Here is a 26,287-nt window from a genome sequence, read left to right as displayed (position 1 = left end):
GCACCCAATTTTAGATTACGCATTGAGCGTGGTCTTTACCGGTTAGTGTGCTGATATGGCTCAGTCGGTAGAGCGCATCCTTGGTAAGGATGAGGTCCCCAGTTCGATTCTGGGTATCAGCACCATTAAATAAGAAAGCCTCCCAATCGGGAGGCTTTTTTGTATCTGCCTTTCAGCCATCCATCGCAAATTGCAGTTCTGCAATGTCGCACCTTCTTGTTGTTGAGATATCTTCCCTTTCTATCCCGTATGCTTTCCGGGCGCCGCTTCTCTCTTAAAGGGATCCGGGCTAAGTTGTGGATTGGCAAAGACAACTACGCTTTCGAAGGGGAAAGAACATGCTGATTAGGAATGTGCGTCTGGCGGGCAGGGAAGGGATGTGGCAAATCCTCTGTCAGGGAGGCGTGATCCGGGCCATCGAGCCCATGAGCACCCCTCTGCTCGCAGCCCATGAGCTTGATGGTGAGGAGGGTCTCGCCATCGCCCCCTTTATCGAGCCTCACATCCATCTTGATACCACCCAGACGGCCGGTGAACCGAGCTGGAACCTCTCCGGCACCCTGTTCGAGGGGATCGAGCGTTGGGCCGAGCGCAAGGCGCTGCTGACCCATGAGGATGTGAAACAACGCGCCATCCAGACACTGAAATGGCAGATTGCCAACGGCATCCAGTTCGTGCGGACTCACGTGGATGTTTCCGACCCCAATCTGGTCGCCTTGAAGGCGATGCTGGAGGTGCGGGAAGAGATGAAGGAGTGGGTGGAGCTGCAGATAGTGGCCTTCCCACAGGAGGGGATCCTCTCCTACCCCAACGGCAAGGCATTGCTGGAAGAGGCTCTCAAGCTGGGGGCCGACGTGATCGGTGCCATCCCCCATTTCGAGTTTACCCGGGAGTACGGGGTCGAAAGTCTGCACTACGTCTTCGATCTTGCGGAGAAATATCAGGTTCTGGTGGATGTGCATTGCGACGAAATCGATGACGAACAGTCCCGTTTTATCGAGACACTGGCAACCCTGGCCTACGAGCGCGATATTGGCCATAGGGTAACCGCCAGCCACACCACCGCCATGCACTCCTACAACGGAGCCTATGCGTCGCGGCTATTCAGGCTGCTCAGGATGGCGGACATCAACTTCGTCGCCAATCCGCTGGTGAACATTCACCTGCAGGGGCGCTTCGATACCTATCCCAAGCGTCGTGGCATCACCCGGGTGAAGGAGATGCTGGAGGCGAACATCAACGTCTGCTTCGGCCACGACGACGTGTTCGATCCCTGGTATCCCATGGGCACGGCCAACATGTTGCAGGTGCTGCATATGGGGCTGCATGTCTGCCAGATCATGGGCTACGAACAGATCAACGACAGTCTCAAGCTGATCAGCTGTCACAGTGCCCGCACCCTGAACGTGCAGGATCGCTACGGCATCGAGGTGGGCAAGCCCGCCAATCTGCTGATCCTTCCTGCAGAGAATGGTTTCGATGCGGTGCGCCGCCAGGTGCCGGTACGTTATTCCATCCGTCATGGCAGAGTCATCGCCGATACTCGCCCGGCCGAGACGACCCTCCATCTTGTGAATCCAGAACGGGTAGACTTTCGCCGCTAGGGTCTTGCCGGGTCGATTAATTGCCCGGCTGTCCCCTGCTGTCGAGATTTTGCATAATGCCAACCTGACAATCTTGGAGACTGCTTGATGCAAACCTGGTTATTTGTCGCTGTCGGGGGCGCCTTCGGTGCCTGCCTGCGCTTTGGCATCGCCGAGCTGATGGCATGGCTGCTGGGACGCCACTTTCCCTATGGCACCCTGGTGGTCAACGTGGTGGGTTCCTTCATCATGGGGATTGCCTATGCCCTGATCAGCCATGGTCACGTGGTGGAACACCCGATGAAGCCATTGCTGATGGTGGGTGTCCTCGGTGCCCTGACCACCTTCTCCTCCTTTGCCCTCGATACGGTCGTGCTGGCCCAGCAAGGGGCCTATCTGAAGGCGCTGCTCAATATCGGTCTCAATCTGTCCCTCTGTCTGGCCATGGTCGTGCTGGGGATGCAGTTGGTCGCAAGCCGGGTTTGAGGTGTCCGCACGCCATCGGCTCTGGTAAACTGGCGGCCATTCTTTGCTCTATGGGTATTTGAGGGATGTCGGAACAGACTACTACTACGCATTTTGGCTATAAAACCGTGGCAGCGACCGAGAAGGAAACCCTGGTCGCCGGTGTCTTTCATTCGGTAGCGGCCAAGTACGATCTGATGAACGATCTGATGTCGTTCGGCATCCATCGCCTCTGGAAGCGCTTCACCATCGACTGCTCCGGTGTCCGCAAAGGACAGAAGGTGCTGGATCTGGCTGGCGGCACAGGGGATCTGACCGCCAAGTTCTCCCGCATCGTGGGTGAGACCGGCCAGGTGGTCCTGGCGGACATCAACGACTCCATGCTCAAGGTGGGCCGCGACAAGCTGCGCAACCTGGGGGTGGCCAACAACGTCTCCTACGTACAGGCCAATGCCGAGGCGCTCCCGTTCCCTGACAACCATTTCGACGTCATCACCATCGGCTTCGGCCTGCGCAACGTCACCGACAAGGACAAGGCGCTTGCCTCCATGTTCCGGGTGCTCAAGCCGGGTGGCCGCCTGCTGGTGCTGGAGTTCTCCAAGCCGGTGAGCGAAGTGATCGCCAAACTTTATGATCTCTACTCCTTCAAATTGCTGCCGAAAATGGGCGAAATCGTCGCGAACGACAGCGAAAGTTACAAATACCTGGCGGAATCGATCCGCATGCACCCGGATCAGCAGACCCTGGCAGGCATGATGGAGAATGTCGGGTTCGAACAGGTCGAGTTCTACAACCTGACCCAGGGCGTGGTCGCCCTGCACCGCGGTTACAAGTTTTAAGGTCGCCTATGCCGATGGATGCCATGGTCACCGCGGTGATCGAAACCAGCCTCAACCAGTTGCTGGCCCTGGACAAACAGAGCCCGGAGCGGCTGCGCAAGCTGACGGGCAAGGTACTCAAACTGGAGCTGCGCGAGCTCAAGCCGCTCTGGTTTGTCTTCTCAGAGCGCCGTCTGGATGTGCTGGCCAGGTTTGAAGGGGAGGCGGATGCGGTGCTGAGCCTCTCCCTGACTGCCCTCGGCCTGCTCAAGGAGCCTTCCGCCCTGACCCGCTACATCCGCGAGGAGAAGCTGGACCTGAGCGGTGACCCCCAGCTGGTGCAGGCATTCAGCGCCCTGCTTGGCGAGCTCGATATCGACTGGGAAGAGGAGCTGTCCCGCTACACCGGCGATGTGGTGGCCCACACCCTGTGCAGTGGTGCCCGTCAGGCTCGCCGTTTTGTGGGGCGAGAGTTGTGCCGTTCCCAGCGTCAAGTGGCTGAGTATCTGACCGAGGAGGCGAGGCTTGCCCCGGGTCCGCTGGAAGTGGCGAGCTTCAATGACGATGTCGAAGAGCTGGCCCAACAGATGAAGGCGATCGAGTTGCGGCTTGCCCGCCTCGAACAGCAGGTGAGCTGATGACCCCGAAGGAGTTCAAACGCCTCTATCGCATCGTCAGCATCCTGCTGGAACAGGGCATCGACGAGCTGGTGCCCGCCCGTTATCAGCCCTGGCCTGGCCGTCTGGCCCGTCGCAGTCTGTTCTGGCTCAAGAACAAGCAACAAGGCATGAGCCGTGGCGCCCGTATTCGCCTCGCCTTCGAGGCCCTGGGCCCCATCTTCATCAAGTTCGGCCAGATGCTCTCGACCCGCCGAGACCTGCTGCCCCCCGACATTGCCGAAGAGCTGGCCCTGCTGCAGGACAGGGTGCCTCCCTTCTGTGGTCAGGCCGCCCGTCGCCAGATAGAAGAGAGCCTGGGTTGCCCCGTCGAGACCCTGTTCGATGAGTTCGACGAGACGCCGCTGGCATCCGCCTCCATCGCCCAGGTGCACACCGCCCGGTTGAAGGAGAACGGCCGCGAGATCGTCATCAAGGTGATCCGTCCCGATATCGAGCCGGTCATCGAGGCCGACCTGCGCCTGATGCAGGCCCTGGCCCGTCTGGTGGCCCGTTTCGTGCCCCAGAGCGGCCGACTGCGCCCCGTCGAGGTGGTGGAGGAGTATCGCAAGACCATACTCGACGAGCTCAACCTGATGCGCGAAGCGGCCAACGCCATCCAGCTGCGCCGCAACTTCACCGGTTCCGAGGCGCTCTATGTGCCCGAGGTGTTCACGGACCATTGCCGTGAGCAGGTGCTGGTGATGGAGCGTATCTACGGCATTCCGGTCTCCGACATTGCCGCGCTGGAAGCCAACGGCACCAACATGAAGCTGCTGGCCGAGCGCGGAGTGGAAGTGTTCTTCACCCAGGTGTTCCGTGACAGCTTCTTCCACGCCGACATGCACCCGGGCAACATCTTCGTCTCTTTCGAACACCCCGAGAATCCGCTCTGGATCGGCATCGACTGCGGCATCGTCGGCACCCTCAACCGGGAAGACAAGCGCTACCTGGCGGAGAACTTCCTCGCCTTCTTCAACCGCGACTACCGCCGTGTGGCCGAGCTGCACGTGGAGTCTGGCTGGGTACCGCCCGATACCAAGGTGGACGAGTTCGAGTTCGCCATCCGCACCGTGCTGGAGCCCATCTTCGAGAAACCGCTCTCCGAGATCTCCTTCGGCCACGTGCTGCTCAATCTGTTCAACACCGCCCGTCGCTTCAACATGCAGGTGCAGCCGCAACTGGTGCTGCTGCAAAAGACCCTGCTCTATGTGGAAGGGCTGGGTCGCCAGCTCTATCCCCAGCTGGATTTGTGGCAGACCGCCAAGCCCTATCTGGAAAACTGGATGCACGAGCAGGTCGGCCCCAAGGCGGTGTGGAATGCCATCAAGGAGAAGGCGCCGTTCTGGGCGGAGAAACTGCCGGAGCTGCCGGAGCTGGTCTATGAGACCCTGCGTCAGGCCCGCCATCAGCAGCACCACTTCGACCAGATGTTTGCCGATTTCCGTCGCCACAGTCGCCGTCAGGGGCAGGCCCGCTACCTCTTAGGGGTTGGAGCCAGCCTGCTGCTCGCGGGTGTATTCTTGCTGACCCAGAAACAACACATTGAGTGGGGACAAATCAGCCTCGCCGGCGCCGGGTTATGCTGGCTGCTGGGTTGGTTGCGAACCCGTTCCCATTAAATAACCTGCGCCATCGGGCGCCTATCCGGAGAGAAAGTCATGGGTGGTATCAGTATTTGGCAGTTGTTGATCATCGCAGTCATCGTCGTGCTGTTGTTCGGCACCAAGAAATTGCGCGGTATCGGCGGCGATCTGGGCGCGGCGGTCAAGGGGTTCAAGAAGGCGCTCTCCGATGAGCCGGCCGACACCAAACCCGAGCAGAAAGATGCCGAGTTCCCGACCAAGCAGTTGAACGAGACGGCCAGCAACGCCGAAGCCGCCAAGCAGAAAGACAAAGATCAGGCCTAAGCCATGTTCGACATCGGTTTTTGGGAACTGGTCGTCATCGGCGTCGTCGCCCTGGTGGTGCTGGGTCCCGAGCGGTTGCCGGTCGCGATCCGCACCGCCAGCCACTGGATAAGGCTGATCCGCAGCACCGCCAACTCGGTCAAGGCCGAGCTGGAACAGGAGCTCAAGTTGCAGGATCTGCACAACGATCTGAAGAAGGCCGAACGGTTGCAGATGAACAACCTGAGCCCCGAGCTGCAGGAGTCCATCGAGCAGTTGAAAGCGGCCGCCCAGTCGGTGAATCGTCCCTATCAGGGGGAGAACGAGATCCGCCCGCCTCGGGAGCCCGCCCAGGCTGAGCCAGCCACTCCGGTGGCGGCCCCGGCGCCCACCCCAGAGGTGCCACCGGTCAACAGCCAGCGAGAGAGCGAGCCTGTGCCCGCCAGCGAGTCCACAGCCAAAGGGGAGGGTAAGCCATGAGTCAGGCAGAACAGCCCCTCATCAGCCATCTGGTGGAGCTGAGAACCCGTCTGCTGCGCGCGATCTCCGCCATCCTGCTGGTGTTCATCGCGCTCATCTACTTCTCCAACAACATCTACGACTTCGTGGCCCAGCCGCTGCTCAGCCAGTTGCCGGCAGGCACCAGCATGATAGCGACGGATGTGGCGACGCCCTTCATCACGCCCATCAAGCTGACCCTGGTGGTCTCCTTCTTCGTGGCGATCCCCTATCTGCTCTATCAGGCCTGGGCTTTCATCGCACCCGGTCTGTACCAGCACGAACGGCGGCTGATCCTGCCCCTGGTGGCCTCCAGCGCCGTGCTGTTCTATGCGGGGATGGCGTTCGCCTACTACGTGGTGTTCCCCCTGGTGTTCGGCTTCTTCACCAGTACCGCCCCCGCCGGGGTGACGGTGGCGACCGACATCGCCAGCTACCTGGACTTCGTGCTGACCCTGTTCTTCGCGTTCGGGGTGGCGTTCGAGATCCCGGTGGCCACCATACTGCTCTGCTGGACCGGGGTGACCACCCCCAGGAGCCTGAAGGAGAAGCGCCCCTACGTCATCGTCGGGGTCTTCGTGGTCGGTATGTTGCTGACGCCGCCCGATGTCTTCTCCCAGACCCTGCTCGCGATCCCCATGTGGGGCCTGTGGGAGATAGGTCTGTTCTTCGCCCGCTTCTACGTGAAGAAAGAGGACGAAGAGCAGCAACAAACGGAAGAGGGGAGCTGAGGCTCCCTTCCTCTTTTCATGCATCCGTTCGAGGCGTATGGTAAGGCCCCATCGAGTAGATGGTTTTCAAATGCCTGATATGCACCTCGTTTGTCCGGAACCCCTGACTCCATGATCGACATCGGTTTGAACCTGACCAGCAGCCAGTTCGCAGGCGAACAAGCCGACCTGGTGGAACGCGCGCGCGCCGCCGGGGTGGAAGCCCTGATCCTGACCGGCACCGATCTGGCCGGCAGCCGCGAAAGTGCCGCATTGGCCGCCCGCTGGCCCGGTTACTGCTTCTCCACCGCCGGGGTACATCCCCACGATGCCAAAAGCGTCGATGAGGCGACCCTGCCCGCCCTGCGGGAACTGGCGGCCCTGCCCCAGGTGGTGGCCATCGGCGAGTGCGGTCTCGACTACAACCGGGACTTCTCCCCCCGCCCGGTGCAGGATGCGGTGTTTGACGCCCAGCTGGCGCTCGCCGCCGAGCTCGGGATGTCGGTGTTTCTGCACTGCCGCGATGCCCATGACAAATTCGTCGAGATCCTGCGCCCCTGGTTGCCCCGCCTGCCGGGGGCCGTGCTGCACTGCTTCACCGGCTCCGACGCCGAGCTGGACGAGTGCCTGGCGCTGGGGCTGCATATCGGGGTGACCGGCTGGCTCTGTGACGAGCGCCGTGGCCAGCTGCTGCGCGAGCAGGTGGCCCGCATTCCGGCGGGTCGCCTGATGATAGAGACGGACGCCCCCTACCTGGTGCCGCGGGATCTGAAACCCAGGCCCAAACGCAACGAACCCGCTTTTTTGCCGCACATCGCCCAGGTGGTGGCGGCCTGCCGTGGTGAAGCGCCCGAGGCCTTGCTGGCCCATACCCGGGCCACCTCCGCCGCATTCTTCCAACTTCCGCTTTTGGAGTGATTCATGGCCACAACTCTTCCGGGGGCCTTCCCGGGCCGTCGCCTGCGCCGGGTGCGCAAACATGACTTCAGCCGCCGCCTGGTGCGCGAGAACGTACTGACCGTCGACGATCTCATCTATCCCGTGTTCGTGCTGGAGGGGGAGGGTCAGCGAGAGGCCGTTGCCTCCATGCCGGGGGTGGACAGGCTCTCCATCGATCTGCTGCTCGAAGAGGCCGCCGAACTGGTGGCCCTGGGTGTGCCGGCGGTGGCCCTGTTCCCGGTGACGCCGCTGGAGAGAAAGAGTCTGATGGCGGAAGAGGCCTACAACCCGGATGCCCTGGCCCAGCGGGCGACCCGTGCCCTCAAGGCTCGCTTCCCGGAGCTCGGGGTCATCACCGATGTGGCGCTCGACCCCTTCACCACCCATGGCCAGGACGGCATCATCGATGACGAAGGCTATGTGCAGAACGACATCACCACCGAGATCCTGGTGAAGCAGGCGCTCTCCCATGCCGCCGCCGGGGCCGACATGGTGGCACCGTCCGACATGATGGACGGCCGCATCGGTGCCATCCGCGCGGCGCTGGAGGAGAACGGCTTCGTCAACGTGCAGATCATGGCCTACTCCGCCAAGTACGCCTCCCACTACTACGGCCCGTTCCGCGATGCGGTGGGCTCCGCCGCCAACCTCGGCAAGAGCAACAAGGCCACCTACCAGATGGATCCGGCCAACGGCAACGAAGCCCTGCACGAGGTGGCCCTCGACATCGCCGAAGGGGCGGACAGCGTCATGGTCAAGCCGGGCATGCCCTACCTGGACATCATCCGCCGGGTGAAGGATCAGTTCGGCGTGCCGACCTTCGCCTATCAGGTGAGCGGCGAGTACGCCATGCACATGGCGGCGATCCAGAATGGCTGGCTCAAGGAGAAAGAGTGCGTGATGGAATCCCTGCTCTGCTTCAAGCGGGCCGGGGCCGATGGCATCCTCACCTACTTCGCCAAGCGGGTCGCCCAGTGGTTGAAAGAGGACGCCCGACGCTGAGGCGGGGAGTGTCCATGCCCTAACAATGCCGGCCCTCGGGCCGGCATTGTCGTCTCTGGCAGATGAAGTGCTGGTTTTATGAACAAAATGCCTGAAAAAGTGGGCAACAAGCCCGTCTCTTGGCGGCAAAGGCTTGATAAATGGGGTTTCTGCCTACATCTTAGATGGTCCAAGCAGGCTTCTGGACGGCAGGGGCTGCAGAGCATTTAGAGGTACCGCAGATGACTAACCCTTTGCTGACAATGGACTCGCTGCCTCCCTTCAGCCAGATCCAGCCCGATCAGGTGCAACCTGCCGTGACGCAGGCCATCGCCGATTGCAAACAGAAGATTGAGGATGTGCTGGCCCAGAAGGAGCCTCACACCTGGGACAGCCTGATCGCCCCGCTGGAAGAGGTCAACGACCGCCTCTCCCGGATCTGGTCCCCCATCAGCCACCTCAACGCCGTGCAGAACAGCGAGGCGCTGCGGGCGGCTCACGATGCCTGCCTGCCGCTGCTTTCCGAATTCCAGACCTATGTCGGTCAGCATGAAGGGCTCTATCAAGCCTATCTGGCCCTCTCCGAGAGCGATGACTTCCCCCGGCTGGATGATGCCCAGCGCAAGGAGATCCTGAACACCCTGCGCGATTTCCGCCTCTCCGGCATCGGTCTGCCTGCCGAGGCGCAGCAGCGTTACGGCGAGATCCAGGCCCGCCTCTCGGAGCTCGCCTCCCGTTTCAGCAACAACGTGCTGGACGCGACCCAGGGCTGGCACAAGCTGGTGACCGACGAGGCCGAGCTGGCTGGTCTGCCCGCGAGCGCCCAGGCTGCCGCGCGCCAGATGGCCGAACTCAAGGGCAAGGAGGGGTGGCTGTTCACCCTGGACATCCCCTCCTACCTGCCGGTGATGATGTATGCCGACAGCCGCGCCCTGCGTGCCGAGCTGTATGAGGCCTTCACCACCCGCGCCTCCGACCAGGGCCCCAACGCTGGCAAGTGGGACAACTCCGCCATCATGACCGAGTTGCTCACCCTGCGCCGGGAGCTGGCCCGACTGCTGGGCTTTGCCAACTATGCCGAACTCTCCCTCGCGACCAAGATGGCGGACAAGCCGGAGCAGGTGGTGGAGTTCCTCACCGACCTGGCTGCCAAGTCCCTGCCCCAAGGCAAGGCGGAGCTGGAGGAGATCCGCGCCTTTGCCGCCGAGCAGCACGGTCAGGACGAACTGGCGGCCTGGGATCTTGCCTATTACGCAGAAAAGCTCAAACAGCACAAGTTTTCGGTATCTGATGAGCAGTTGCGTCCTTATTTCCCCGCCGGTCGGGTCGTGAAGGGGCTGTTCGAGGTGGTCAAGCGGGTGTTTGGCATGAAGGTGCGCGAGCGTCTCGGCATCGACACCTGGCACCCGGATGTGCGCTTCTACGACATCTTTGACGCCGATGACGAGCTGCGCGGCAGCTTCTACCTGGATCTCTATGCCCGCGAGCACAAGCAGGGCGGCGCCTGGATGGATGTCTGCCTGGGTCGCCGCTACCGTCAGGACGGCTCCCTGCAAAAGCCGGTGGCCTACCTGACCTGCAACTTCAACGGCCCGGTGGACGGCAAGCCGGCCCTGTTTACCCACAACGAAGTGGTCACCCTGTTCCACGAGTTCGGCCACGGCATTCACCACATGCTGACCCGCATCGATGTGGCCGGCGTGGCTGGCATCAACGGCGTGGCCTGGGATGCGGTGGAGCTGCCGAGCCAGTTCCTCGAGAACTGGTGCTGGGAATCCGAGGCGCTGGCCTTCATCTCCGGCCATTACGAGACCGGGGAGCCGCTGCCCGCCGATCTGCTGGAGAAGATGCTGACCGCCCGCAACTTCCAGGCGGCGATGCAGATGCTGCGCCAGCTGGAGTTCGCCCTGTTCGACTTCCGTCTGCACCAGACCTTTGACCCGACCAGAGCGGATCAGATCCCTGCGCTGCTGGATGAGGTGCGCAGCCAGGTCGCCGTGATGACGCCTCCGGCGTTCAACCGCTTCCAGCACAGCTTCTCCCACATCTTCGCGGGCGGCTACGCGGCGGGCTACTACAGCTACAAGTGGGCCGAGGTACTCTCTGCCGACGCCTTCTCCCGCTTCGAGGAGGAGGGGATCTTCAACCCGGCCACGGGCCACTCCTTCCTGAAGAACATTCTGGAAAAGGGCGGCTCCAGGGAGCCGATGGAGCTGTTCCGTGCCTTCCGTGGCCGGGAGCCCCAGGTGGATGCGCTGCTGCGTCACAGCGGTATCGCCGCGTGAGGTCCCGCCGCCACAGTGAGCCTCGATTGGATGAGCTGCCGCGCCACTGCGGGAGCTTCAAGCAGGTACACATTTGCGGCATAGTGGGATCGAAACGTGATTTTTGATAGAAAAAGGGACCTTTTGGTCCCTTTTTCCAAGCCTTTTTAATATCTTGCGGAGTGCATGTTTGCACTGTCCCCGCCTCTTCAGTAGAGTCGGGTTCTACCTTCCAGGGAGAGAAAGAACCTTGCCATGAGGCGAGCACTCGAGTCTGTCTATCAAATCATCTCCAGCCTGTCTCATTCGAGTGGTCAGGGATATTTTGATGCCTTTGTGAGTGAAATCGCCAACGCGGTGGGGGCTGACTTCGTCCTGGTGTCCGGCAAGGATCAGGCGGGTCTGTTCTTTACCGTGCATGCCGCCTATCCCGCCTCCCTCGACATCAACTCCTACAGCTTCCCCCTCGCCGACACTCCGGGCGAGATCGCCATGCAACAGGGTGAAGCCTGGTTCAGTGATCGCACCCGCCAGCTGTTCCCCCACGCCGCCGTGCTGGAGCGCTGCGAGGTGAGAGCCTATGCCGGCGTCGCGCTCAAGAACGCCGAGGGAGAGACCATCGGCCTGTGCAGCGTCATGTTCAAGCGGGCCATGCCGAGAATGGAGAAGATAGTGGGCCTGCTGCGTCTGCTGGCCCCGCTCGCCGGTCGTGAACTGGCGCTGATGTATCAGCAGCGCCAGAGCCAGGAGCAGCCGGCGCAACCGGAACATCACCACTTCCTGGACACCATGATGTCCCATGCGCCCGTGGGCATCGGCAAGGTGGATCTGGGCGGCAAGATCCTCTGGGTGAACCCGGCCATCGAGAAGATGCTCGGCTACAGCCAGGAGGAGCTGCAACAGCTCACCGTCGCCGAAATCAACCATCCGGACGACTGGCAGACCAGCATTGCGCTCTACGACGCCCTCAAGCGGGGAGAGCGTCCCGCGTTTACTCAGGAGAAGCGTTATCTCCATCGGGATGGGACCGTCCTGTGGGGGCGGGTGACGGTGACCCTGATCCGCAACGAGCAGATGCACCCCGACTATCTCATGGTGGTGCTGGAGAACATCGATCCCATCAGGCGCCATGCGGAGCAGCTCAAGCTCTCCCACCGGGTCTATGACAACCTCTCCGAAGCCATTCTGGTGTGCGATGCCGACAGTCGCATCATCTCGGTCAATCCGGCCTTCGAGAAGATCACCGGTTACAGCGAGGAGGAGGCGTGTGGCCAGCGGCCCAGCATGCTCAAGTCCGGACTGCACGATCAGACCTTCTATGCGGACATGTACCACGCCCTGGAGCGGGTGGGGATCTGGCGTGGGGAGGTGTGGAACAAGCGCAAGAACGGCAAGCTTTATCCCCAGCAGCTGATGATCAGCGCCGTGCGGGAAGGGGGCAAGATCAGTCAGTACATCGCCATCTTCAGCGATCTTTCCCAGACCAAGCTGGCGGAGCAGAAGATCGCCGCCCAGGCCAACTACGACAACCTCACCGGCCTGCCCAACCGCTGGCTGTTCGGTCGCTGTCTGGCCCGCTTCTGCGAGCGGGGGGAGCGCTTCGCCCTCATGGTGCTCGACCTCAACAACTTCAAGGCGGTCAACAACAGCATGGATCACCATGTGGGCGACGCCCTGCTGCGGGAAGTATCGGATCGGCTGGTGAGCCGGGTGCGCACCGAGGACCTGGTGGCCCGCATCGGCGGCGACGAGTTTGCCTTCCTGGTGCCCGGCATCGTCAACCGCCGTCAGGCCGAGGTGTTTGCCAAGCAGGTGATCGGCGGTTTTGCCCGTCCCTTCATGCTGGCCAACCAGCACCTCTATGTGACCGCCACCCTGGGGATCACCCTCTGTCCCAATGACGGCGGCGACAGCGACGAGCTCTTGCGCAATGCCGAGCAGGCCCTGTTCGTCGCCAAGCGCCAGGGACGCCCCCTCGGCACCTACAACGCCTCCATGCGGGAAGAGGTGAGCCAGCGCCACCAGATGCAGCACGATCTGGCGGAGGCCATCAAGCTGGGCCAGCTGACCATGGCCTACCAGCCCATCTGGGACAACCGCAGCGGCCGGGTCGCCAAGCTGGAGGCCCTGGTGCGCTGGTATCACCCCCACTGGGGTCAGGTCTCACCGGCGGATTTCATCCCGCTGGCGGAAGAGGCGGGGCTCATCCAGGGGCTGGGTGCCCTGGTGCTGTGGCAGTCTTGCCGGGATCTGGCCAGATTGCAGCAGTCCGGCTTCCCGGATCTGCAGATGTCCATCAACCGCTCCACCCTGGAGTTCCAGACCATAGACCCGGAGGCCAACGAGTGGCTCAGGGTGATCCGCCACTTCGAGCTGGATCCGGCGGACATCATCATCGAGATCACCGAATCTCTGCTGATGGAGACCAGCGATCAGCACAGGGTGCGGATCGATGCTCTGCGCGAGGCGGGCTGCAAGCTGGCCATCGACGACTTCGGCACCGGCTACTCGGCACTGAACTACCTGCGTACCTTCCCGGTGGATCTGGTGAAGATCGATCGCTCCTTCGTGCGCCATATTCCCTTCAACGAGCAGGACCGCCTGCTGCTCGACGGCATCATCAACATCGTGCACAACCTCGGCATGCAGGTGGTGATCGAAGGGGTGGAGACCCGGGAGCAGCTCAACTTCCTCTGCCAGAAGGGGTGCGCCTTCACCCAGGGGTATCTGCTCAGCCGCCCGCTGCCCTTCGACGATCTGACCGAGTACCTGAGTCTCAACCGTCAGGGAATGAACCTGGCGAATCTGACCACGGTGAGCTGACCCCCCGCTTCTGCTATCATGCCGGCTTCTGCGCCGTGATGAGTCCATGTTATGCCCCATATTCAGGTTTTCAGTGAAGTGCCCGCCCGCGATGGCGAGCTCGACGCCCTGCGCCAGCGCCTTGCCGACGTGGCGTTTCCCGCTCCCTTCGCCCTGGTGCTGACCGCATCGCGGTTGGAGCTGCGCAAACTGGACGAACCCAAGCTGGGGGCCGTCTATGTGGACTTCGTGGAAGGGGCGGTGGCCCACAGGCGCAAGTTCGGTGGCGGGCGCGGCCAGTCCATCGCCAAGGCGGTGGGATTGAAGTCGGGAGCCATGCCGACCGTGGTGGATGCCACCGCCGGGCTCGGGCGCGATGCCTTCGTGCTCGCCTCCCTCGGCTGCAAGGTGACCCTGATCGAGCGCAGCCCCGTGGTGGCTGCCCTGCTCCAGGACGGTCTGACCCGGGCGGGGCAGGATCCCGAGATAGGCCCCTGGGTGCGCGAGCGGATGCAACTGCTGCAAGGCCCGGCGGTGGAGACCCTGCTGGCGCTGACCGAGCGGCCGGAGGTCATCTACCTGGATCCCATGTTCCCCCACAAGCAGAAGTCGGCGCTGGTGAAAAAAGAGATGCGGGTGTTCCAGTCCCTGGTGGGGGCGGATCTCGACGCGGATGCCCTGCTGCCGGCGGCGCTCAGGATGGCTGACAAGCGGGTGGTGGTGAAGCGGCCCGACTATGCGGGCTGGCTCAACGAGCACAAGCCCAGCATGGCCATCGAGACAAAGAGCAACCGCTTCGACGTCTATGTGATGGCGGCGCTGGCGAGTTGAGTGGCGACTGGCAGGGAGTTTGAGCGTCAAACGAAGAGGGCCAACCTGATCAGGTTGGCCCTCTTGCTATTCATTGGCTGCGGGGTGGGGCGAAGTGGATCCGCTTTTCTTCCCCTTGCCAGACGAGTTCCAGGGTCGCCAGGTCCGCCAGGCTGAGGCGCTCAGCGCTCTCCAGCAGCAGATATTCCACTCCGTCGCTGGCTTCTATGGTACGGATCCTGTCCGCCCAGGCTCGTCCATCCCGGTCGATGATCGTGACGGGCAGCTGCCAGCTGGCGGCGATCTCCAGCCAGTCGTACAGGTCACAGCTGACGGGTTGGTAATCGGCCATGGGGTGTGCGCCTCAGGCTTCCAGCAGCCGGGTGGACCAGCCCATCTTCTGCTGGCGCTCCACCTCGAGGCGCAGCTCGCTGGCGCGCAGGTAGTGCTCGTCCAGCCACCCCTTGGGCAGGGTCAGGGTCAGGGCATCTTCATCGGCTTGCAGCATGAACCTGGGCACAGTGCCCTGGGTCCGGCGCATGCAGAGGATGAGGGAGATGCGCAGGATGCGGGCCAGCCGGATCGCCTGGCGACCGGTGACGGCGCCCTGTTTCTCCAGCGGCTCCAGCTTGAATTCATCCCGCTGGTTGAACAGCAGGGCCGACAGCAGCTTCTTCTGCGCGGGGGTGAAGCCCGGCATGTCGATGTTGTCGATGATGTAGGCGGCGTGCTGCGGCGCCTTCTTGTACTCGATGTACAGACCGATTTCGTGCAGCAGGGCCGCGTAGCGCAGGATCGGGCGGCCGTAGCGCTTGGAGAGGCGCCAGGCCGGCTGCAACTGGGTGAACGCCTCGATGGCGGTGTCGCGGACCCGCTCGGCGTGCTCCTTGTCGAGCTGGTAGCGGCTGATCAGGCTGTCGGCGGTGCGATCCCGGGCATCACAGTCGTGATTGTTGCCGAGCAGGCCGTAGATGAGTCCTTCACGCAGGGCACCGCCCGCCAGGGTCATGCTCTCGATGTCGAGGGTCTCGAAGATGGCGATCAGGATGGCGAGACCGGAGGGGAACACGGTCAGCCGTTCGGCCGCCAGCCCTTCGAGCTGCAACTGATCGAGTCTGCCGCAGGCGATGGCCTGACCCATCAGCTCTTGCAGCTTGGGCAGGGTGACCCGCTCGCTCTTGCCCTGGGCCAGCATGATTTCCTGCAGCGCCTGGACGGTGCCGGAGGCGCCGACGCAGGTGCGCCAGCCGAGGACACGGTAGTCCGCAGCCACTTTCTCCAGTACCTCCTTGGCGGCGGCAATGGCCTGGTTGAAGCGCGTCTCGGAGAGCTCGCCATCACCGAAGTGGTTGTTGAGCCAGGTGACGCAGCCCATGTGCAGGCTGTTGAGCAGCTTGGCTTCGCTCTGCTCGCCGATCACCAGCTCGGTGCTGGCGCCGCCGATGTCGATTACCAGCCGATTGCCTTCCCCTGCCGACGTCCAGGAGACACCTTCATAGATGGTCTTGGCTTCTTCCTCGCCCGAGATGATCTCGATGCTGTGGTTGAGCACCCGTTCCGCTTCGCTGATGAACTCATCGACGTTGGTGGCCAGGCGCAGGGTGGCGGTGCCCACTACCCGGATGTTGTCGGACGGGATGTCCTGCAACTGTTCGGAGAAGAGGCGCAGACAGTCCCAGCCCCGCTCCATGGCGGCACGGTTGAGGCGAAAATCGGCATCGAGGCCGGCGGCGAGGCGTACCTTGCGCTTGACCTTGGTGACGGTGCGCAGGGCACCGGCGACCTCGCGCACCACCAGCATGTGAAAGCTGTTGGAGCCGAGGTCGATGGCGGCATAGAGAGGCGAGTTGTGCAACTTGGCCGATCCCTCAGTTCTTGCGGGGGGGGCGACGACGGTTGTTGCTGTTGCCACCGCCCTGGCGATCCCGCATGTTGCGGTTCACCGGCTGGCGGTTGCGGAACACCCGTTTCGGCGCGGTGACGTCATCCAGCAGCGCCTCGCGGTCATACTTGCTGACCGGGATGGGGTGGTGGATGTACTCCTCGATGGCCGGCAGGTTGAAGGCATAGTCTTCACAGGCCAGGCTGATGGAGTGACCGCTTTTGCCTGCGCGACCGGTACGACCGATGCGGTGGACATAGTCTTCGGCATCGTCGGGCAGGTCGTAGTTGAAGACGTGGGTCACGTCGGGGATGTGCAGACCACGGGCAGCCACGTCGGTGGCGACCAGGATATCCAGGGTGCCCTTGGTGAACTCTTCCAGGATCTTCATCCGCTTCTTCTGCGGCACGTCGCCGGTCAGCAGGCCGACGCGGTGGCCGTCGTTCTCCAGCCAGGCGTGAACGTCTTCACAGACGTGCTTGGTGTTGGCGAAGACGATGGCTTTCTCGGGCCACTCCTCTTCCATCAGGGAGAGCAGCAGCAACATCTTGTCTTCGTTGGAGGGGTAGAAGAGCTCCTCCTTGATGCGCACGCCGGTCATCTGTTCCGGTTCGACCTGCACATGTTCCGGGTGGTTCATGTGTTCATAGGCCAGCTCCTGCACCCGCAGGGAGAGGGTGGCGGAGAACAGCATGCTCAGACGCTCGGTGGCGGGGGGCATGCGGCGGAACAGGAAACGGATGTCCTTGATGAAGCCCAGATCGAACATGCGATCCGCTTCGTCCAGTACCACGACCTGGATGTTGCCGAGATCAATGACCTTGGACTTGAAGTAGTCGATGATGCGACCCGTGGTGCCGATCAGGATGTCGACGCCCTGTTCCAGCACGGCCAGCTGCTTGTCGTAGCCTTCGCCACCATAGGCGAGACCGAGCTTGAGCCCGGTGGAGGCGGACATGCTCTCTGCATCGTTATAGATCTGGACGGCCAGCTCCCGGGTCGGGGCCATGATGATGGCGCGGGGCTGGTTGACGAGGCGCGGCCTGGTCAGCGGATGGGTCAGCAAATAGTTGAATGTCGCCGCCAGGAAAGCCAGGGTTTTGCCGGTCCCCGTCTGGGCCTGACCGGCGAGGTCATGACCTTCAACCAGCAGGGGCAGGGACAGTGCCTGGATGGGCGTACAATAGTGAAATCCCTTTGATTCCAGACCAGCCAGAACTTCGGGTTCGAGGCCCATTTGGGCGAATTTTTCGGTCGTTAGATGTGTTTTGCTCATGGCGGTAGGTTATCAGGTTAGGCTTGCAATAATAAACAGGATCATTTCAAATAGGGCAACTATTGCCTTTGTTGAACCATCAATAAAGCCTTAATTACTGACTGGAGTTGGAGATGAGTGACAAGATTGTTCAGCTGAGCGATGCCAGCTTCGAGGCCGATGTAATCAACGCCGACAGCCCTGTTCTGGTCGATTTCTGGGCCGAATGGTGTGGACCGTGCAAGATGATTGCCCCGATCCTGAACGAAGTTGCTCAGGAATATGAAGGTCGCGTGACCGTGGCGAAATTGAACATCGATCATAACGCCGACACTCCGCCCAAGTACGGCATTCGTGGTATCCCGACCCTGCTGCTGTTCAAGAATGGTGAAGTGGCAGCGACCAAGGTCGGCGCCCTGTCCAAGACCCAACTGAAAGAGTTCCTGGACGGCAACCTGTAATATTCAAGAAGGAGCGCATTGCAATAATGCGCTCCTTGTGTTTTATCACCTAGACGCTCACCCTGATTGGTGCTAGTTTATCGCTCGTTTGCTAACCTTTTTGCCTGACTCTTTGCTTAACTACCAGCCTGGCAAGTCAAATCCGATCAGCATCAATCCAGCAGACTGTCTCCTCATTTCAATCCTTGCTTACAGACTTTCACCACTATGAATCTGACTGAACTTAAGAACACTCCTGTGTCCGAGCTGGTCCAGCTTGGCGAATCCATGGGGTTGGAAAATCTGGCTCGGGCGCACAAGAAAGACATTATCTTTGCAATCCTCAAGGCGCACGCCAAGGGCGGCGAGGATATCTTTGGCGACGGTGTGCTGGAAATCCTGACCGACGGTTTCGGTTTCCTGCGCAGTGCAGACGGCTCTTATCTCGCTGGTCCGGATGACATCTATGTTTCCCCGAGCCAGATACGCCGCTTCAACCTGCGTACCGGCGATACCATTTCCGGCAAGATCCGGCCGCCGAAAGAGGGCGAGCGCTATTTCGCCCTGCTCAAGGTCAACGACGTCAACTACGACCGTCCGGAAAACTCCCGCAACAAGATCCTGTTTGAAAACCTCACGCCCCTGCACGCCAACGAGCGTCTGCGCATGGAGCGTGGCAACGGTTCCACCGAAGACATCACCGCCCGTGTACTGGATCTGGCATCCCCGATCGGCAAGGGCCAGCGCGGTCTCATCGTTGCACCGCCCAAGGCCGGTAAGACCATGCTGCTGCAGAACATCGCCCAGAGCATCGCCTACAACCACCCGGATTGTGAGCTGATTGTGCTGCTGATTGACGAGCGTCCGGAAGAAGTGACCGAGATGCAGCGGATGGTGAAGGGCGAAGTGATCGCCTCCACCTTTGACGAGCCGGCCTCCCGTCACGTCCAGGTCGCCGAAATGGTGATCGAGAAGGCCAAGCGTCTGGTCGAGCACAAGAAGGACGTGGTGATCCTGCTGGACTCCATCACCCGTCTGGCCCGCGCCTACAACACCGTCATCCCGTCTTCCGGCAAGGTGCTGACCGGTGGTGTGGACGCCAACGCCCTGCACCGTCCGAAGCGTTTCTTCGGTGCGGCGCGCAACGTCGAAGAGGGCGGCAGCCTGACCATCATCGCCACCGCGCTGATCGATACCGGCTCCAAGATGGATGAAGTCATCTACGAAGAGTTCAAGGGTACCGGCAACATGGAACTGCACCTCTCGCGCAAGATTGCCGAGAAGCGCGTCTACCCGGCCATCGACATCACCCGCTCCGGCACCCGCAAGGAAGAGCTGCTGACCGCACCGGACGAGCTGCAGAAGATGTGGATCCTGCGCAAGATCATTCACCCCATGGGCGAGATCGACAGCATCGAGTTCCTCATCGACAAGCTGGCTGCGACCAAGACCAACGACGAGTTTTTCGACTCCATGAAGCGTCAACAGAAGTAACAGCCTCTTCAATGACAAAACCGCGGCCCAGGTCGCGGTTTTTGTTTATCTATTTCACGGCTGGCTTAGTAGTATGAAGCCTCGATGTCACAAGGAAAGGGACGTCATGAAGCTGGTGTTGTTCATATGGATGGGTTGGTTGTGGCTGGCGGCCCCGGCGCATGCCGATTCCCCGCCGCAATTGCAGGCTCCCCTGGTGGCGGACGAGGGACTGGAGGGGCATCGGGCGTACCTGGACGGCCGTATGGCGCTCGGGCAGTTTGATGCCATGGACTCGTTGCTCGAGACCCTGTCGGTGGGGCAGCGGGAGTTCCTGTTGTTCCAGTTGCTGGGTGAGCTCAAGTCATCGGGCGCACCGAGCCCGGCGCTGCTGGCCTGGGTGCGGGCACAAGCGGCCAAGGCGCCACAATGGCTGGTGGAAGGGAAGGTGGACGGTTTCCTGGTGCAGCTACCCGCCTACGACTTCCCCGCCGAGGCCCGGCTGGTGCTGAGCCACTGGCAGCAGCTGGCTTGGCAGGACAACTATCGCCAGTTGCTGGAGCAGGATCGCTTCGACTTCAAGCAGGTCTACTACAGCCGCAATCCCGAGCTGACACAGCAGCAGCAGGCCCTGCTGGCGGTGCTCGATCGGCAGCCGGTATCCGTGCTGCGCCGAGAGGCGCAGCGGCTTGCCGCCCTCAATCTCTTCCTGCCGGACAACCAGTTGCTGCTGCACTTCATCGAACAGACCGGGGAGACGGCACTCTACCTCAAGCTGTGGCGTCAGCCAGTGGATCACGATAGCCTGACTGCGCTACACACCATTTCCCGCTTTTATTCAGGGCAGGAGGCGAGCGATCTGCTGATCGCCGCCAGCCAGAACAGCCGCCTGATGGTCCCCGCCCTGCACCAGCTCAGCCGCCTCTCCCCCTTGCCGGACGGGGCCCAGCAGTTCCTCCTGGCCGAACTCGGCAAGCACCAGTATGGCGGGCTGGTGGCCGGCCTGTTGCTGCAGATGGACGAGCCCAGGCTCCTGGGTCAATTGGCAAACCGGCTGACGCTTCAGGAGCGGCGACACGCCTCGTCCGTCATGAGGTCCGATACGGGTACACCGGATACGCCGCCAGGGTTATAATGCGGGACCACCTGATCCCGCTGGGGTACTTGCATGAAATACAAGGACTTGCGTGATTTTATCGCGCAGTTGGAACAAAACGGACAGCTCAGGCGCATCAGTCGCGAGATAGACCCCTATCTGGAGATGACCGAGATCAGCGACCGTACCCTGCGTGCGGGGGGCCCGGCTCTGCTGTTTGAGAATCCCAAGGGCTACACCATGCCGGTGTTGACCAACCTGTTCGGCACGCCGGACCGGGTTGCCATGGGCATGGGCCAGCCCAACGTCAGCGCCCTGCGCCAGGTGGGGACCTGGCTCTCCTACCTGAAAGAGCCGGAGCCGCCTCGCGGGCTCAAGGAGCTGATGGAGAAGCTGCCCATCTTCAAGCAGGTGCTCAACATGCCGACCAAGCGGCTCTCTTCGGCCCCCTGTCAGCAGGTGGTGCTGGAAGGGGACGCGGTGGATCTGGATCAGATCCCCATCCAGCACTGCTGGCCCGGGGATGTGGCGCCCCTGGTCACCTGGGGGCTGACCATCACCCGCGGTCCCTACAAGAAGCGGCAGAACCTCGGCATCTATCGCCAGCAGAAGATCGGCAAGAACAAGCTGATCATGCGCTGGCTGGATCACCGGGGCGGCGCCATCGATTTTCGCGAGTGGCAGGAGGCCCACCCGGGCGAACGCTTCCCGGTGGCGGTGGCGCTGGGCGCCGATCCGGCGACCATCCTGGGCGCGGTGACGCCGGTGCCGGACAGCCTCTCCGAATACGCCTTTGCCGGTCTGCTGCGGGGCAGCCGTACCGAGGTGGTGAAGGCGCTGAGCTGCGATCTGGAAGTGCCCGCCAGCGCCGAGATCGTGCTGGAAGGCTATCTGGAGCCGGGGGAGATGGCCCCCGAAGGGCCTTACGGCGATCACACCGGCTACTACAACGAAGTGGACGAGTTCCCGGTCTTCACCATCACCCACATGACCATGCGCCGGGATGCCATCTACCACAGCACCTACACCGGCCGTCCGCCCGATGAGCCGGCGGTGCTCGGGGTGGCGCTCAACGAGGTGTTCGTGCCGCTGTTGCAGAAGCAGTTTCCCGAGATAGTGGATTTCTACCTGCCGCCGGAGGGGTGCTCCTACCGGATGGCGGTGGTGACCATCAAGAAGCGTTACCCTGGCCACGCCAAGCGGGTGATGCTGGGAGTCTGGTCCTTCCTGCGCCAGTTCATGTACACCAAGTTCGTGATCGTCTGCGATGACGACATCAACGCCCGCGACTGGAAGGACGTGATCTGGGCCATCACCACCCGGATGGACCCGGCTCGGGACACCACCCTGATCGAGCACACCCCCATCGACTACCTGGACTTCGCCTCGCCGGTCTCCGGGCTCGGCTCCAAGATGGGGCTGGATGCCACCAACAAGTGGCCGGGGGAGAGCAACCGGGAGTGGGGTCAGCCCATCGTCCAGGACGAGGCGGTAAAGCAGAAGATCGATGCCATCTGGGACGAGCTGAAGATCCTCGACTGAGGGATCTCCGATGCGGCGCGGCCATTGTGACGCAAAAGTGCGGTATTGCCGTGCCGAATTGGGTATGCTCGACGGACCTGACCACCAACTGGTCGCCATAAAAACAGTGAAACCATGAGCGAAGCGGGCCGGGCAGGCCCCTCACAAGGACAAGAATGCAACGTATCAAGTGCCGCGTAGAGGAACTGCGCGAATATGTCGACACCATCTGGCACGTGGCGCTGGCGCCGCAGCAGGAGGTGAGCTTCAAGCCGGGCCAGTATCTGCTGGTGGTGATGAGCGATTCGGACAAGCGCCCCTTCTCCATCGCCAACTCGCCGACCCGCTCCGGCGTGCTGGAGCTGCAGATCGGTGCCACTCCCGAGAATGCCTATGCCGGTCAGGTGCTGGCCCGCATGCGCGAGCAGGGAGAGATCGAGGTCGAGTTGGCCGCCGGCAAGGCGTTCCTGCGCGACGAATCCCCCCGACCGCTGATCCTGATGGCGGGAGGCACCGGCTTCTCCTATGCCCGCGCCATCCTGGAATACCTGATCGGCAGCGGCAGCAAGCGTCCGGTGTTCCTCTACTGGGGCGTACGCCAGGCGCACTGGCTCTACGAGCTGGAGCAGATGCAGCAGTGGGAGCGCGACTACGCGCCGCTGACCTTCATTCCCGTGGTGCAGGAGCCCGAGAGCGACTGGACCGGCAGGACCGGGCTGGTGCACAAGGCCATCATGGATGACTTCGTCAGCCTGCATGACTACGACATCTATGTGGCGGGCCGCTTCGAGATGGCCGGTGCCGCGCGGGAAGAGTTCAAGGTGCTGGGCGCCGAGCCCGAGCGCATCTTCGGCGATGCCTACGAGTTTATCTGACCACGGCCAACCGCAGAGCGTCGATCTGCCCCCTTATCGTCTTGCGAGAGAAGGGGGGATGAGAAACTCGTTGTCCCCATAAAAACGACAAACCCCAGCCTGGCTGGGGTTTGTGCTATCTACGGCGGGTCACGCCGGATCATTCGCCCTTGGCAGCAAGCTGCTGCTCGAGCTGGGCCAGCTTGGTCTCGAGGGCGGTCAGCTTCTCCCGGGTGCGCAGCAGCACCTTGGTCTGCACGTCGAACTCCTCGCGGCTCACCAGATCCAGCTTGTTGAGCTGAGCCTGCAAGACCTGACGGGTCTTTTTCTCCACCTCTTCACCCATGCTGCGAATGCCGGGGGGCAGGGCGTTGTGTATCTGTTTGGCGATCTCTTCCAGTTTTTTCGGGTCGATCATGGGGGTCTCCTTAAGCAATGGCGCCATTCTACCGACAAATCGTCCCCTTTGCCGAGATCGGGGCGGCTTTTTGCGCCATGGATCCCATCGGGCTCTGGTCGGGTCTGGTTGATGTACCCTGGCTGCTACCCTGTGGCACCGGGAATCAATTCCAATTCCTTGATGGTGTACACAAAAAAATCAGATCAGATGACTGACCAGAGGCTTATTAATTGTTGCGTTGCTGTTAATATGATTCGGTCGGGTTTGAACCCTACCCCGTCAGGCTCATCATGGATAACAACATAAAAGAGATAAGGATATGAAGAAAAAGCTAATTTACGCGGCCGTCGTCAGTGCGCTGCTGAGCGGTTGTGGTGGCAGTGACGACAACACAGGCGATACCTCAAGCTATCTCGATTATCTGCTGAGCGGCTCCAATGCAGTCCGACCCAGCGCCCTGGCAGCCCGTGCGACCGACGGTACCCTGAAATTCTCCACGGAAACGGCGGATCTCTCCAACCCGGTGTCCGCCCTCTCCACCCTGGATGGCTGGTCGACTACCCAGGCGATCCAGATAGTGCCGGTGACGGCCTCCGGCATCCAGGTCAAGGCGCCGGCCGCTGCTGAATTCGCAGCCTCCGTGGCCCCCCTCTACCTGATGGAGCTGGAGTTTGACAGTGCGGCCCTGCGTCCGAGCGGCGTGAAAAAGGTGCTGACCTACGGGGTGGACTTCGTGGTGGCCGAGACGACCGGCAAGCTGAATCTGGTGCCGCTCAAGCCGCTCAACCCCTCTTCCTACTACATGATAGTGGCGACCGATACCCTCAAAGACAGCACGGGTGCCCCCCTGCGACCGGGTAGCGACTACAGCAACTACAAGACCAGCACCGGCAGCAACGCCCAGGAGCAGACCATCAGCGGCCTGATTGCGCTGCAGGAAGGGCTGTTCAAGGCTGCCACCGGCATCACTAGCGACCACGTGATCTTCTCCGACTGGTTCGGTACCCAGTCCGGCGCCGACGTGCTGGTGGCGGTGAAAGGGGCGGCCGCATCCGTGCTCAAGAGCCCGACCCTGGACGCTGCCGCCCTGTGGAAGCAGGACGCCTTGGGCAATACCAGCCTGCCTGGCACCTATACCCTGTCGGTGAGCGGCGGCAGCCCCTTCCTGACCCAGCTGGACGCCGAGAACTTCCTGCCCCAGGAGCAGAAGGATGCGATTGCCGCCGCTTTTGGTGACGGCACTCCACTCCACAATCTGGCCTTGGGTACTACCGTCTACAGCGGCACCGTCAAGCTGCCCTACTTCCTCTCCTCCCCGGCCACCGCCGGCTCCTGGGACAAGGCGAAGACCCAGTCCTGGCACGGTGCTATCCCCAGCCTCTACGCCATCGCGAACGCCCTGAAGGCCCAGGATACCGAAGTGATCGGCGGCCTGGTGGGGGCGGGTGTGGATCCGGCCTTGCTGGGCGAACTCATCGCCGATCCGAGCCGTCAGGCCGAGCTGCTGGCGGAGGCGAGCAAGCTGATCGGGGTGACCCTCACCTCCGGCGGCAAGGCGCTGGATCCCGAGATGAACATCGGGCGCTTCAACCCGCTGCCGGCACTGGAAGAGGTGCAGTCCGTCCCGATGCGGATCTTCGCCGCCGCACCGCTGGCGAACATCACCGACGTGATCATCTATCAGCACGGCGTCACCTCCGTGAAGGAGAACGCCTATGCGCTGGCCCTTGGCCAGATTGGTGCCGGTGCCCAGGCGAGCAAGAACGTGGCCGTGGTGGTGATCGATCATCCGTTGCACGGTGAACGCGGCTTCGCCCTGACCGGCAGCATGGACTCGGTGACCACCTCCGACAACCCGACCCCCTACCTGAACCTGAGCTACCTGACCGTGGCCCGCGACAACCTGAAACAGAGCGTGGCGGATCTGCTGGGCCTGCGTCTGGCGGTGGGGCTGGCCAATGCCAAGGGCGCCATCGGCACAGCAGGCAGCCTCAAGGTACACTTCCTGGGTCACTCTCTGGGTGCCATCGCGGGGGCCAACCTGCTGGCGGTGGCCAACCAGTCTGTTGGCAACCCGACGGCAGACGCCCTGTTCAAGTTCGACACTGGCGGCCTGGCCATGCCGGGTGGCGGCATAGCGCCGCTGTTGCTGAACTCGCCGACTTTCGGCCCGACCATCCAGATGAGCGTGCTGACCGCTGGCAGTGCGGCCCTGAAGGCAGCCTTCACCGCCTACGCCCCGAACTGCAAGACGGCGGTGCCGACCTGCTTCGTCAACGAGTTCCTGCCGAGCCAGGATGCGGCCACCCAGGCCACGGCGGCCAGCACCCTGCAGAGCTACAGTTTCGCGGCGCAGTCGGTGCTGGATTCGGCAGACCCCATCAACCTGGGGAGCGGCATCGCGGCGGACTTCCCGCTGTTTGCCACCGAAATCGTCGGCGACGGCGCCCTGAGCCTGTCGGATCGGGTGATCCCGAACAGCATCGCTACCGCCCCGCTGGGTGGCACCGAGCCGCTGTTCAAGGTCCTGGCCCTGCAACCGCTGACCGCCACCGGCGCCGCCAACCACAGAGCGGCCCGCTTCGTGGCCGGGGGGCACAGCTCGCTGCTGGCACCGGACGAGAACTTCGATCCGACCGGCGCCGTCACCACCGAGATGCAGACCCAGTTCGGCAGCTTCTTCGCAAGCGGCGGTACCGCGGTCAAGGTGACCGACGGCAGCCTGCTCAAGCAGTAAGCCGGCCGACCAATAAAAACGCCGCCCCTTGGGGCGGCGTTTTTTTATGGCAAATCGGCTCAGGCTGGCCTGTGGTGCCTGTCCAGCCAGCCTTGGGCAAGGCCGACCAGCAGACCCGCCAGGTGAGCCATGTTGGTGGTCGCTTTGGTTGCCGAGCCGTTGCCGGCAACCAGGCCTCACCCCGGCCTGTGGTGCCTGTCCAGCCAGCCTTGGG

23 protein-coding genes and 1 tRNA gene are annotated in these 26,287 nt (G+C 62.2%); 20 read left to right on the top strand and 4 right to left on the bottom strand.

The annotated features are described in order from the left end of the window. Nucleotides 1-49: 49 nt before the first annotated feature. The 14 genes from AB7E19_RS20000 (at nucleotide 50) to AB7E19_RS19935 (ending at nucleotide 14,436) form a co-directional block, all read left to right on the top strand. A tRNA-Thr gene (locus AB7E19_RS20000) sits at nucleotides 50-125 on the top strand. Between the two features lie 213 nt (nucleotides 126-338). Further along, nucleotides 339-1,604, top strand: coding sequence for a cytosine deaminase (locus AB7E19_RS19995; RefSeq protein WP_216944862.1), 1,266 nt, complete (start codon nucleotides 339-341; stop codon nucleotides 1,602-1,604). 87 nt (nucleotides 1,605-1,691) lie between these two features. After that, nucleotides 1,692-2,069, top strand: a complete 378-nt coding sequence (gene crcB, locus AB7E19_RS19990; protein WP_227263179.1) for a fluoride efflux transporter CrcB — start codon at nucleotides 1,692-1,694, stop codon at nucleotides 2,067-2,069. A 65-nt stretch (nucleotides 2,070-2,134) separates the two neighbouring features. Beyond that, nucleotides 2,135-2,887, top strand: a complete 753-nt coding sequence (gene ubiE, locus AB7E19_RS19985; RefSeq protein WP_039041078.1) for a bifunctional demethylmenaquinone methyltransferase/2-methoxy-6-polyprenyl-1,4-benzoquinol methylase UbiE — start codon at nucleotides 2,135-2,137, stop codon at nucleotides 2,885-2,887. An 8-nt stretch (nucleotides 2,888-2,895) separates the two neighbouring features. After that, entirely contained in the window at nucleotides 2,896-3,504 is a 609-nt protein-coding gene (locus AB7E19_RS19980) for a ubiquinone biosynthesis accessory factor UbiJ (protein WP_029313421.1), read from the top strand. Continuing rightward, complete coding sequence (gene ubiB, locus AB7E19_RS19975; protein ID WP_041212050.1) at nucleotides 3,504-5,144, top strand: ubiquinone biosynthesis regulatory protein kinase UbiB; 1,641 nt, start codon at nucleotides 3,504-3,506, stop codon at nucleotides 5,142-5,144. The genes AB7E19_RS19980 and ubiB overlap by 1 nt, the downstream gene beginning before the upstream one ends. Nucleotides 5,145-5,183: 39 nt before the next feature. Further along, complete coding sequence (gene tatA / locus AB7E19_RS19970) at nucleotides 5,184-5,432, top strand: Sec-independent protein translocase subunit TatA (RefSeq protein WP_010672358.1); 249 nt, start codon at nucleotides 5,184-5,186, stop codon at nucleotides 5,430-5,432. Nucleotides 5,433-5,435: 3 nt separating this feature from the next. Beyond that, nucleotides 5,436-5,891: a Sec-independent protein translocase protein TatB gene (gene tatB, locus AB7E19_RS19965; RefSeq protein WP_139737143.1), complete on the top strand. Its 456-nt coding sequence runs from the start codon at nucleotides 5,436-5,438 to the stop codon at nucleotides 5,889-5,891. Then, entirely contained in the window at nucleotides 5,888-6,640 is a 753-nt protein-coding gene (gene tatC, locus AB7E19_RS19960) for a twin-arginine translocase subunit TatC (protein ID WP_010672360.1), read from the top strand. The genes tatB and tatC overlap by 4 nt, the downstream gene beginning before the upstream one ends. Before the next feature lie 111 nt (nucleotides 6,641-6,751). Then, a complete protein-coding gene (locus AB7E19_RS19955) occupies nucleotides 6,752-7,537 on the top strand; it encodes a TatD family hydrolase (protein ID WP_223920173.1) in 786 nt (261 codons plus the stop codon). Nucleotides 7,538-7,540: 3 nt separating this feature from the next. Then, on the top strand, nucleotides 7,541-8,560 hold the full coding sequence (gene hemB / locus AB7E19_RS19950) for a porphobilinogen synthase (RefSeq protein WP_039041081.1): 1,020 nt from the start codon (nucleotides 7,541-7,543) through the stop codon (nucleotides 8,558-8,560). Nucleotides 8,561-8,781: 221 nt separating this feature from the next. Beyond that, nucleotides 8,782-10,824, top strand: a complete 2,043-nt coding sequence (gene prlC / locus AB7E19_RS19945) for an oligopeptidase A (protein ID WP_043155404.1) — start codon at nucleotides 8,782-8,784, stop codon at nucleotides 10,822-10,824. Between the two features lie 234 nt (nucleotides 10,825-11,058). Beyond that, complete coding sequence (locus AB7E19_RS19940; RefSeq protein ID WP_322131778.1) at nucleotides 11,059-13,626, top strand: putative bifunctional diguanylate cyclase/phosphodiesterase; 2,568 nt, start codon at nucleotides 11,059-11,061, stop codon at nucleotides 13,624-13,626. A gap of 51 nt (nucleotides 13,627-13,677) precedes the next feature. Then, on the top strand, nucleotides 13,678-14,436 hold the full coding sequence (locus tag AB7E19_RS19935; protein ID WP_233463111.1) for a class I SAM-dependent methyltransferase: 759 nt from the start codon (nucleotides 13,678-13,680) through the stop codon (nucleotides 14,434-14,436). 70 nt (nucleotides 14,437-14,506) lie between these two features. Here AB7E19_RS19935 and AB7E19_RS19930 read toward each other — a convergent pair whose 3' ends face one another. From AB7E19_RS19930 to rhlB, 3 genes are read right to left on the bottom strand one after another with little or no spacing between them, the layout of a single operon-like run. Further along, nucleotides 14,507-14,767, bottom strand: a complete 261-nt coding sequence (locus AB7E19_RS19930) for a Rho-binding antiterminator (protein ID WP_261999116.1) — start codon at nucleotides 14,765-14,767, stop codon at nucleotides 14,507-14,509. Nucleotides 14,768-14,779: 12 nt separating this feature from the next. Further along, entirely contained in the window at nucleotides 14,780-16,270 is a 1,491-nt protein-coding gene (gppA, locus tag AB7E19_RS19925) for a guanosine-5'-triphosphate,3'-diphosphate diphosphatase (RefSeq protein WP_427936341.1), read from the bottom strand. Nucleotides 16,271-16,283: 13 nt separating this feature from the next. Then, nucleotides 16,284-17,573, bottom strand: a complete 1,290-nt coding sequence (gene rhlB, locus AB7E19_RS19920) for an ATP-dependent RNA helicase RhlB (protein ID WP_042879063.1) — start codon at nucleotides 17,571-17,573, stop codon at nucleotides 16,284-16,286. A 113-nt stretch (nucleotides 17,574-17,686) separates the two neighbouring features. On the opposite strand from rhlB, the gene trxA reads away from it, so the two are divergent. The 5 genes from trxA (at nucleotide 17,687) to fre (ending at nucleotide 22,957) form a co-directional block, all read left to right on the top strand. Next, nucleotides 17,687-18,013, top strand: coding sequence for a thioredoxin TrxA (trxA, locus tag AB7E19_RS19915; protein WP_010672369.1), 327 nt, complete (start codon nucleotides 17,687-17,689; stop codon nucleotides 18,011-18,013). Between the two features lie 207 nt (nucleotides 18,014-18,220). Next, complete coding sequence (rho, locus tag AB7E19_RS19910; RefSeq protein WP_010672370.1) at nucleotides 18,221-19,486, top strand: transcription termination factor Rho; 1,266 nt, start codon at nucleotides 18,221-18,223, stop codon at nucleotides 19,484-19,486. 106 nt (nucleotides 19,487-19,592) lie between these two features. Then, a complete protein-coding gene (locus AB7E19_RS19905; protein ID WP_322131777.1) occupies nucleotides 19,593-20,600 on the top strand; it encodes a hypothetical protein in 1,008 nt (335 codons plus the stop codon). Between the two features lie 33 nt (nucleotides 20,601-20,633). Further along, nucleotides 20,634-22,103 (top strand): 4-hydroxy-3-polyprenylbenzoate decarboxylase, encoded by a 1,470-nt coding sequence (ubiD, locus tag AB7E19_RS19900; RefSeq protein ID WP_010672372.1) that lies wholly within the window; start codon nucleotides 20,634-20,636, stop codon nucleotides 22,101-22,103. Between the two features lie 155 nt (nucleotides 22,104-22,258). Continuing rightward, entirely contained in the window at nucleotides 22,259-22,957 is a 699-nt protein-coding gene (gene fre / locus AB7E19_RS19895) for an NAD(P)H-flavin reductase (RefSeq protein ID WP_010672373.1), read from the top strand. A 139-nt stretch (nucleotides 22,958-23,096) separates the two neighbouring features. Here the strand turns inward: fre and ubiK are convergent, their stop codons facing one another. Then, nucleotides 23,097-23,354: a ubiquinone biosynthesis accessory factor UbiK gene (gene ubiK, locus AB7E19_RS19890; RefSeq protein ID WP_041212039.1), complete on the bottom strand. Its 258-nt coding sequence runs from the start codon at nucleotides 23,352-23,354 to the stop codon at nucleotides 23,097-23,099. A 301-nt stretch (nucleotides 23,355-23,655) separates the two neighbouring features. On the opposite strand from ubiK, the gene AB7E19_RS19885 reads away from it, so the two are divergent. After that, nucleotides 23,656-26,073 carry a VolA/Pla-1 family phospholipase gene (locus AB7E19_RS19885; protein ID WP_045522594.1) on the top strand — a complete coding sequence of 806 codons (2,418 nt, stop codon included), beginning with the start codon at nucleotides 23,656-23,658 and terminating at the stop codon, nucleotides 26,071-26,073. Nucleotides 26,074-26,287: the final 214 nt, after the last annotated feature.

Source organism: Aeromonas sp. (genome assembly GCF_050252055.1).
GTDB classification, from domain to species: Bacteria; Pseudomonadota; Gammaproteobacteria; order Enterobacterales; family Aeromonadaceae; genus Aeromonas; species Aeromonas caviae.
This window is presented reverse-complemented; position numbering and strand designations above follow the sequence as displayed.